Source organism: Pannus brasiliensis CCIBt3594 (assembly GCF_036688125.1).
GTDB lineage: Bacteria > Cyanobacteriota > Cyanobacteriia > Cyanobacteriales > Microcystaceae > Pannus > Pannus brasiliensis.
Map to the genome: position 1 here is coordinate 1 of NZ_JBAFSM010000090.1, position 11,018 is coordinate 11,018.

The following is an 11,018-nucleotide window of genomic DNA, read 5'->3' on the forward strand; positions in this document are numbered from 1 at the left end:
CCCTACGACAGAGGGTGTCTCGTTTAGTCCGAAAAACTCTGTCTTTTTCCAAATCGTTAGAAAATCACATCGGGGCGATCTGGTATTTTATCCATTACTATAATTCCTCTTTGGATTTATCATTACGTGTTTAGCACTACCTAAAGGGGAAACGATCGGTTCGAGTTATTCGTTCTTCCGTTCACTCTCTGTCCCGCGAATAGTACGGAGATAATGACAGGCTCGGTGTTCCGGGTTTCTCCCCGCCATCCACCAACAACATCCGTTACTAGATAAACCCCGGATAGGTTTTGTCGGGAGTGATGACCTATCTTTTTTACTTCCTGATGTTCCTTATCGGGCAAGGCTTTTAGCCGCATTCCGATACAGCGATCACGTTTTTTTCGAGGTAGGGAACGACTCGGAATCATCGCTATCGGAGGATTTCTTTTTTCGTTTTCTCTTAGACTGTTGAACGCTTAAGTTTATATTGTCGTTCAGAGTTTTGAGTCCGAATTTTTTACCCTGTATTTTTTCTTCTTTGATTTTTTTCTTATGCTGTTCCTCAAAATCTTCTCTTGATCGATCGCTTAATTTAGCGTTCCTACTGAGAATTTGATGAGCGCGTTTTTTAATATGTTTTTTGACTTCTTCAGATAAGTTATCTTTTTCAACTGGCTCATCAGACCGATTCTTCGTATTGACAACTCTATCCAAAGACAGTTTTGTCGATCTGAGTTTATTCTGATTTTCTTCGGAAAATTTCTCTTTGACCCGGAGGAAATTATTTTCGTATTCCTCTTTAGCTTTGTCAGGAATAGTCACTTTTTTTCCGTTCCATTTACCGATCAGAACGTCTGTAGATCCTTGCGGATGATAAGTATCTAAATCGGTATTAGTTTTTGCGAATTTAGCGTAAAATTCTATCTCTTTAGATCCGATCAATTTGTGATAATTTTTCTCGTCCAACTTGATGGAAATATTCATTTCGGGATGCAGGTTCATAAAACCCGTTCCGATGTTCTCGCCGAAACTGGAAAAGCCTAGCCCTGTAAAAGGGGGTTTGTCGGCGGTAATTTTAGGGTTAGATTTTTCGGAACCGATAGATTCTTCAAACAGTTTTTTAGAAATTTTGTCCGAGTAGTCTTTGCAATTTCGTTCGATTTCTTCCTCGGATTCTGAAGGATGAGATTTATATTTCAAACAGACATCTCTCGTTGCGATTTCCATTGCCATCGTCGCGACGGGTTCGGACGCTGTTTTAGAGCGATCGATAATTTTCTCGTATAATCGAACATCTAGCGTCATGAGAGTGTTCTTTTTTAATTCCTCTGTATAGGGTATTTTCAGGTAACAGGTTTGGGGAATCGGCTCGTGCAGGGGTTTTCCATTCGTATCCTTTCCAGTTTGAAGCAAGAAATCTTTTTTAATTTCTCCAGTTTGTTTATCGCGATATTCATAATCTAGACCGAGAGTCGTCGCCTGTTGCTGGGGCGAGAGAGCGTCGGTCGCCTCCGACGAGCCGATGAAACCGTTGACCGAAACTTTATTATTAGAGGTAGCTTCCGTGAGCCTCCTTTCCATTACGGAGTTGTGCATAACTTTGGTAATGTGGGTGGTTTGCTCTTGAGTGACGGTAAAGCCGGTGTTTAACATGGTGATTAAAACATCTACATCCTCATCGGGCATCTTATCCAGAGCGGCGACATCGGTTTCTCGATAAAATCTTTGAACTCTTTCCGTCAGGGAGTCCGCTTTTTTTTGATAGTCGATATTTTCCGTTTCGGTGGCTGTCCCGTTGGTGACTTTCTCGTATAAATCTATATCCAGCCCTACCTCGGGGCCGAATCGTTTAATTAACACGGTATAGGTGGTTTGTTGCTTGGCGAGAATATCCATTTTCCCTTCCTGGTCATCGGTTGTAATCCTGTGAGAAATCCACCGCCGAGAATCGGTAACGATCTCTATCATTATCGATCGCCGGTCCGATTCTCGCTTTCTAGGATTCCTAGTCCCGAGTCGATAGTTCCTGTCCCCTCCTTAATGTCATCGGTTGTAATCCCGCGAAGAATCCACGGTTGAAAATCGGGAACTATCTCTACAATCCTCGATCGCCGGTCCGATTCTCACTTTCTAGGATTCCTAGTCCCGAGTCGATAGTTCCTGTTCCCTCCTTAAAGGAATTATAGATGAACTCAAGGAGGGGAACCGGGTTATTTCCGTTTCAGTAACGTTAAAATTTCATCCATTTTAGCTTCCAGTAAACGCTGTTTCCGATCGAGTTGTTCAAAATATTGAACGACTTCGGATGTGGCCCGATCGAGCGTTTCGGACTCTACCGGTCGGACATCCCGCCCGAAGCCCATCAACGCGGGGCGTTCCACGTAGGTGACGCGGTGCAGAATCCGCCAGGCCTTGTTCGGTTTACCCGCCTGGGTTTGACGCAGGGCCCGGGCTTCCTCGTCATTGCTGGCCAGCCATTCGGGATCGACGACATAGTTAAAAAAGTCGGCGAAGTTGTTGGTGCTACCTTCGAGATAGAAACTCATGAAACGATAGCGATCGACCTTTTCCCCCGGCATCACGGGCAGATCTTTGTAGTTCGTGATCCCCTTACATTCCACCCCGTTCAGATCCACGTTTAACTGAAAACCCTTGCTAGAAGCCAAAGTTTTCGTCATGGTCTGGGTGAGGTTGACGGTAGCTTGGGCGGTTAGATTGACGGCGATCCCGAAAGCCTCAACGTCTAAATCTATCCCCATCGCCGCGTTCATCGAGAAGGAACCGCCGATCGTGTGTTCGACGGTATTGGCGAAGCTTTGTTGCTCGGTTCGTAGTCCCCCGTCCGCGTCCCAGACGTAGGTATTGACGATATTCCGTTTACCCGCCTTGATTTGCAGGGCTTCCATGCGTTTCTGCCAGCCCGCGAAAGCCACGGTAGCGTGAGCCTGCTTTTCTCGATCGCCGATTTTGCTCTGGATTTCCGCCTGTTTTTTCTTGGCCTCCTCGGAGCCTTGACCGGCGGAGGCCTCGGCTTGTTTATTGGCCTCCTCTACCCGTTGGTTTTGCGCGGCCGCTTTGTCGTCCGCGGTGGCGCCGGGTTTGTCTTCCTCTCGCTGAAGGTTGATACTCCCCGGCGCGTCCCCGCTGTCGATCCCCCGATCGAGCGAAGCTTCATCGACGGTACGCACGTCGAAATTGGCGAAGTACGCTTCCCGGCGTTTGTCCTCGTTTTCGATCGCCTGTTTGAGGTTATAGGCCTCTTTGAGACGGTAGTAACTGGCGGGATACAGGGAGCCGTACTGGGCGCGCATCTCGCTCACCTGTCGGAAAAAGCGAGTGCTGGTGGGGGAGGTCCCCGTTAACCCGTCCAGGCTACCGTTCATGGTGTAGGCGGGATTCATTAAAAAGGTGATCGTGTTCACATCGGGGGGGATTCCCTCCACGGGTTGCACCTGATAGCCGATCATTTTGCCACTGCGGGCGAGTCGGGTAATGAACACGTCCGCCAGGGCCGAGACGACCAAAGCGTAGCCGATATTTTTGGGGATAAAACGATTCCCTAGATGGGGGAAGTGCGGGGTCTCTTCGGGAGTGCCTCGCAATTCCAGTTTATCGGTAACGCTGAGGGAGGAACTGGAGGTAATGTTGGTGGCGTTCGTGAACTGGTAGTTGAAATCGAAATTCATTTTCGCCTTGGCCTTGATCTCGATATCGATCGCCGTTCCCACTCCCAGCGGCGCGGTCAGGATCGAGGTACTCCCGCCCGCGCCGAGACCGGCCTCTAGCGTCGATCCCAGGCCCGACTCCTGCGATCGATTCCAACTATAGGACACGTCCTCGGACGTGACCAATTCCACGGAGGTCGCGCCGTTGTAATCGTCTTGTACGGTCAGGTTCTCGCTGGGAATCGGGGGGGACCCCTCGATGTACCCTAACAGCGTGGGAGCGTACTGGGCGTTCCCGATCCATTTCAGTTCTAAAGCTTCCACGCGCTTGTCCGCGAGGAGTTCCGCGCTGTCGCTCGCGGGGTAGGCGAGGAATCGCCGCATCAGCCCGACTTTGGCCCCCGTTACCGGGTCGATCGTGACCGTGCTGTACTCGGCGGAAATGAGGGCATCGTGAGCGATGGGTAGGGTGTTGTCATCGACGAGGAGGGCTTCCGTCACCGTGCCGGGATAGTTACCGACGAGATCGAGAACTTTGGAGGTGGGACCGTCTACCTGAATTCGATCGAGGGGATAGCAGGCGATCAGATTGGCTTCTTTGCCGCTCAGACGCGTGTTCAGGTCCGCTTGAATTTCGGCCCCGCTCCGGGCTTTGTTCCAGAGGCGGATCTCGCTCAACCGGCCGTTAAAGTAGCTATCGGCAGACCAGTTACTCCGGGCGATATAGTTTTTCGTCCGTTTGAGCGAGTTGGGAGGTTGGACTTTAGCGGAATGGATCTCCTGACCGTTCTTGTACAGTTTCACGTTCCCCGCGCCGTCGATCGTGGCGGCCAGATGTATCCATCGCCCGATCTCCAGGACCGCGTTCGGCGTGATCGTCTCCTGCGCGGTGCTTCCCCGATAGATATTGAAACTCAGTCGGCCGGAAGTCCCGGAATTCGCCAGGAGAATATTATCCGAGCCGGCATCATTGCCGAGATCGATGATTCGGGAACAGTTTTTAAAACTGTCGTACCAAACCCAGGCTTCTACCGTGAAACCGCCGGAGAAATCCGCGCTCATTTCGGGTAGTCGTACATGATCGTTCACCCCGTCAAATTTTAGCGTTTTCCAAACGGGATGCCCGATCGGCGCGGTGCAGGATACCCAACTGGTCGGGAGGATCGGTGGCGGTGGCGGTGGCGGCACGAGCGGTAGGGCACGGTTCTCGACGAGAATCGCCTCGAAGACGGTACCGGGATAGTTGCCCGAGAGATCGAGAACTTTTCGCGTGAAGCCTTCCGTTTGGACGCTATCGAGCGGGTAACAGACGATCAGATTGGCCTCTTTGCCGGTCAGACGCGTGTTCATGTTCGCCCGAATTTCCGTCGCGCTTCGGGCTTTATTCCAGATACGAACCTCCGCGAGTTGACCTTCCGTGAATTCGGAAACCCCCAAGTACGAGCCGATAAAAACCGATTCGTTCGTCGCCGGGATGGCCGCGTCCGCGCTATTTCTTTGCCCGACCACTACCCCGTCGAGATAGCTAACGAATCCGTTGGGCGTGTTCCGTTTCCAGGTCACGGCCACATGATGCCAATTGCCATCGGTGGCCGCGTCGCCCACCGGAAGCCCCGCGCTCGTACTTCCATCCCACGAGAGAATATGTAGGGGGCGGGAGGGTTGCCAGCCCGAGATGAGATAATTGTTTCCCTGTTGCTGTCGCACCACCGACTGTAGAGTTTTCCCCTTGAACCAGTATTCAACGGTGATCTCGTTACCGCTCAGATTTTTGAGTTCGGTTTTGATAGAATCATTTACCCCGTCAAACTTCAGGACTTGGTTGACCGGTAAACCGATCGGTAAAGCCCGATCCTCGACGCTAACGGCCTCGACGAGCGTACCCGGATTGTTGGTAACTAGGTCTACAACTTGTTGGTTAATCCCCTCGACTAAAGGATAGTACGCGGCCAAGTTTCCCTCTTTACCGATCAGACGCTTGTTCATATCCGCTTGAATTTCCGCTTGAGAGCGAGCCACTTTCCAAATCCGAGCTTCGGTCATTGACCCGTTGAAATAATGGCTCTGTCCGGAATCTAGATTACAAGCGATATACAAAGGGGTTTTATCCACGATCAAACCGGAACTGACAAACCCTTCCGCCGCTAAGCTACCGTTGATATAGGTTCTGGCGATTTTGCCATCGTTGGTGATGGCGATGTGATTCCATTCATCCCATCTGACGGAACCGTTGGGAGTATTGGGAATCCCATCACCGGTTGACGAGGGAGTATGAAACCGATGGTGAATAAAGCCATTATTATGAAGCCAGATGTTAAAATTACGGCCGGGTTTGCCGATAATCCCGGTCCATTCTTGACTAGGAGGCTTCGGTTTAATCCAGACCTCTACCGTGTAGGCGGTAATCTGCAAATTCGCGTGATCGGGAACTCGGATAGCATCATTTACCCCGTCAAACTTCAGGACTTTGTTGACCGGGAGACCGATCGACTCGCTACTCGAAGCCGGGGCGCTCGCGAGGCTATTGCTAACCGCCCGATCGCTTAAATTCGACACTTTACCATCGTTGGCGAAGCCGGTCCCGTTGCGAACGGTGTCGCCCGTCGCCTCATCGAGCGGATAGTAAGCCAGTAATCCCGGCTCATTGCCACTGAGGACGGTTTTGCTGTTCATGGCGATCTCGTCATCGTTGAGGGCAACGCCCCAAAACCGCAGTTCCGCCAATTTTCCGAAGGGCTGTCCGTTGCCAGCGTAGGTAAAACCGCCGAAGGTTAACACGTCCCCGGTCAGTTTGATTTTCGCGGCCTTGAGATCTTTCGCCCTCTGGGAGTCTTTCGGCGCGTCGGCGAGAGCCTTGCTCTTGGTATCCCCCACCTTTTTTCCGTCGATATAGAATACCTGGGTATCCTCCCTGGCGACCGCGGCGAGGTGATGCCAACCCGCGGATAAAGTCTGCATATCGAAATCGATCGGGTAAAAAGATTCTCCCAGTATGCCGTTCGGATCGGCGCAGAAAAATCCTAATTGCTTGCCGTTCTTGACGAGAACGAAGTGGTTCACCTTCCCTCTGGCTAGGGTGTTCCAATCGGGTGTCTCGGGTAAGGGATAGACAAACCAAGTCTCGATCGTCCAATTCTCGGGCAGGGCGATCGGGTAGGTTAACGTGACCCGGCTATCTTTTCCGGCGAAGTTCAAACAGGCCCGGAGCGAGTCGGGAATCCATTGCTCGAAGGCGGCATTCCGGCTATCGGCGGTCGCGTCGAAGTTCGTTTGTCGCATTCGCCCGTCGCTATCGAAATAGCTCAATTGCACGTTCCCCTCGCAGGTTTCCAGGGTGTCGATCCGGCTGGCGGGCTGTACGAAATCCAGGAGAGCGCCGTTGATGACCAGACCTCGCTCGTCCTCGCTAATTTCGGGCATAACTTGAGGCGTTGTCCGGTTTTTTTGTACCCCGCTCAGAAGATCTGAATGGAGAGTATTTAACTCCGTTTCCAGTTGGGTGATCAGGGTATTCACTTGAGGTAAACGCTCTTTACATTTCCGCAATTGTTCGACTCGGGAAGCCTCGCTCGCCCTTAAATTATCCAACTCCCCCTGAAGTTTATTCAACAGATTTCTCTGTTGTGATTCTTTGGTTTGCGCGTCATTGAAAGCGGCTTGAATCGCGTTGGGATCTCTATTGCCGTTTTTCGTTTGGATCTCGATACCCGTAACTTGCATGAACCCTGGCAACGGTCCCATAAGCCGCGAGAATAGCACACCATCATCTCTGGTGATCGTCATCTCCGAGTTGTTGCCACCCATGGAGTAAATTTTCAGGATCGCTTTCAGCCCCGGCTCGACCCGGACCGACCCGAGGACATAGAAAGGACTACCCGAATATTGCCCGAGTCCGTAACTCGCGGTACGACCCTGCAATCCGGAACTGTCGTAGAAGATGGCTTGTTGTCTGGAGTAATTACTCTCTTCCCTCCAGTAGTTCGTATTACCGGCGGCCGAGTTAACTTGTGCCTGTTGATTGGCGATTTCCGCCTGTTTTTGCTGGATGGCTAGATCGTTAGGCATTTCTAGCGATGCAATCATCTTTAACAGATCTTGCCGCTCCTTAAAGGCGACGATTAGCTGTTGCTCTTTCGGGGAGATCTGGCGTAATTTAGCCGATAGAGTTGCCTGATTATCTGCCAGGGATTTTAAATTACTCAAGTTCTGGGTGTAACTCGCCTCGGTGATACTATTCGACACGGAGGCGATACGATGTTTCCGGATTTCTAACGATTCCCAATCCCCGGAAACCTTGGCGATCTCGAAACAACGTAACATACTGACCCCGTCGGGAATCGTGACGCGACAGGCGGCCCGATACCAACCGTTCCCTAGATCCTCAAAAGTACGCGCCTTGTCCTTGATTTTGATAACAATTTTGTCCTCCGCGCTACGACTTAATTTCCCCCAGTAGGCGAACGTGAAAATCGGCTTGCCCTGCCCATCGACGACGTTACCGGAAGCGTCGAAACTAACCGCGTTCGCCGGGTTCACCTTGAACTCGAAACTTTCCTCGTAGACGGTTCGCCGGCTCACCGCGACGAGTTCCGGATTGCTATATTTGACGGCTTTCGTCCCGTTGTTGAGGGCGCGTTTGAGCAGGGTCGCGCTCACGTAGGGATCGCCATAGACCTGACCGTCGTTGACGTGAACCCCGAAATCGGGAACGGTTCGGTCAGCGATTCCCGATAAACGCCAGTAACCGACTAGATAGGTTTCCTGACCCGTCAGTTGCAGGTACATACTATTCTTGATTTCCTCGCCGGTGCGGGCGGTCGTCCAGAGACGGAGATCGCTGATCTTGCCCTGAAAATAACCGTTATTCGCCGTGCTACTGCGGGCGAGATAATTTTTCCCGCGCTTGACGGTGGGGGGCTTCTCCATCTGTCCCGCCTGGATCTCTACCCCATTTTTGTAGAGTTTGGCATTGCCCGACGCGTCGATGGTGGCCGCCAGGTGAATCCATTGGCCGGTTTCCAGTACCCCCTTGGCCGCGAGCGTGTAGGGACTCGCCCCGACGTACACCGTCAGGGTCAGATCGTTGCTAGAATCCCGATTGCCGAGAACCAGACTATTTTCGATCGAACCGTCGCTAAAGTCGATAATCCGGGAGGAGGGCTGAAAACCGTCGTACCAGACCCACGCTTCCACGGTCATCCCGCCGAAGAAAGAATAACGCATCTCCGGCAGTTCGATATAATCATCCACCCCGTCGAAGACGATCCCGCGTCGTTTCCGGCCCAATACTCTCATGTCGAGAACTTCCCCGGCCGGCCATTTTTTCTCGATCGCGAAGTGAGTATCGTCGATTTTCCGGATGGGATAGGTGTGGTTATAGGAATCCGTGCCGATGATATGTACTTCGTCCCCGTCCTCGATCCCGTGATCTTTACAGGTAACTTGTAATTTCCCTTCCGGCGTTACCTTGTAGGCGGTAATCATGCCGTCGAACACGAAACCGCCTTCATCCCCTTCCGCTTCTTGTTTATCCCAAGATCCTAAATGTTCTAATTTTCGCGGTAGTTCTACCTCGAATCGGTCTTTATCGACCACCTTGGGACGATAGAAACCCTGATAGTCCTCGTTCCCGTCGATCGTGACCAGATCTCCACTGTCTAATCCCACGGAATGATCGCTGACGATCGTGACCAGATCTTCCACACCGTCTCCTTTCGTTCCCTCTTCTAGACCGACAATCTTTCCGTGAGGGGGGGGGGTCAGATCGGCGAACGCTTTCACTTCATCGAGAACCGTGATCGGTAACAATAATTCTTGGATTCGCGCGCGGATCGTTTTCTGACGATTCTCGGAAATCCCCTTGCTATCGGCTTCCGCTAGAAGTCCATCCTTGGCGATGTGGAAACTCAAGGACACCGCGCCTTTATCGGTGGCGACGACTAACATCAGCCGAGTTTCCATTCTCAGCAGTTGTTTGTCTCCCGATTGGGTTTCCTGTTCCTGCTGTATGTCGTACTTGGTGGCCGATAGACCGTTGATAATTTTTAATCCCCCGGTGTCCAGCGTTCTTTTAATTACTCCCGGAATTTTACGCAATTCGGGAGACTCTTTATCTTGTTCAAAAAAGTTATAGTCTCTGACCTCGAAGAGTCCTTCCTCGGAGGCGCGGAGGGTGGTGAGTTCTACTTTCCGGGTGTCGCGGTTGTAGGCGAAGATGTGCCAGCGATACACGTCGTTCTCGATCGTGGGGACCGAGACCACGGAAAACCACCCGTTTTGTAGATTGTTTACCAGGCTTAATTCGGTGGTCGGTTCGTAGAAAAAGTTATTATTCGTATCCCGAAAATCTAGGGTGTCCACGTTACTGAGTCCACCGCTCCCTTTCGTCATGTTTTTAGTGGGAGTGTATTTCTGGCGGCTTCTCTTGAAGCGAACCTCGTACTTGCGAATGAGTTTATTGGTCATCGCGTCGAGGACGAAGCGATCGACCAACAGGGTATTCGATTTCGATTGCCGGAAAACGTAAACGTGATCGAGGGCGGAAATCGCCTGTACGGGAGCGACCGCGCTTCGATCGCCGGTTTTGTAGAGCGATCGGATCACGAATCGATCGGGGTTTTCCCGATCGGTGAATTCTAATTTTTCCCGATTAATCACCGAGAGATCTTCCGCCTCGTCGGGAAAGGCTAACTCTTGCCAATTTTCCCACCCGGTTCTCTCCGCCGCGGGGGTGTTCAGATAACTATCTTCAAAACCGTCTTGTTTGATCGTGTACCAAATTTTGCCATTGACATCGGTGGCGAAGACCACCACTTTCCCCTCGTGGGTCACGCTATTCAAATATTTGATAGAACTGGCAGATAAGTTACGCAACAAGACCATGATTGACCTCGATTCTGGATAAGATAGCCAAAGAATAAAGACGAGAGCGAAAATTTCTAGCTCGCTAATCGCTAGAATGAAAAACCGGTTGGCGGACTTTTTCGATTTGATGGCACTATAAATTCTTCGGTTACCCGACAGTTAACCACTCAAGACACACGCCAGCAAATAGCGGAAACTATTCTTTTGAACAGATTTTTAGATCGACTCCCGCAAAAAACAACCCGCGCGATCTTGAATAGAAGCTTAGCACGGTTTAGCGACACTTGATGTATAGATTTATGAATCGATGAGCAGGGTCGCGCTCACGTAGGGATCGCCATAGACCTGACCTCGGAACGAATTTATATGGTAATATCGATCGATAAAATTCGAGATATTAAGAAATTTAAAAATATATGATTATTAGAAACAGCAATTTTGAATTTTATAATCTACAGCCTTTCTCAGATAGATGAGGTACAGTAGCAACAGTGTGCGAACCAATTA

The 11,018-nt window shown here is 51.0% G+C and carries 3 protein-coding genes; 1 reads left to right on the plus strand and 2 read right to left on the minus strand.

Annotation, left to right across the window (positions count from 1 at the left end; genetic code table 11):
• On the plus strand, positions 1-134 hold a 134-nt coding region (locus V0288_RS24335; protein WP_332867790.1), incomplete at its 5' end, for an IS1 family transposase.
• Positions 135-372: 238 nt separating this feature from the next.
• Here V0288_RS24335 and V0288_RS24340 read toward each other — a convergent pair.
• Together V0288_RS24340 and V0288_RS24345 are read right to left on the minus strand one after the other, a co-directional pair.
• Positions 373-1,878, minus strand: coding sequence for a hypothetical protein (locus tag V0288_RS24340; protein ID WP_332867788.1), 1,506 nt, complete (start codon positions 1,876-1,878; stop codon positions 373-375).
• A 314-nt stretch (positions 1,879-2,192) separates the two neighbouring features.
• Positions 2,193-10,529: a LamG domain-containing protein gene (locus V0288_RS24345; protein WP_332867789.1), complete on the minus strand. Its 8,337-nt coding sequence runs from the start codon at positions 10,527-10,529 to the stop codon at positions 2,193-2,195.
• Between the last annotated feature and the right edge of the window lie 489 nt (positions 10,530-11,018).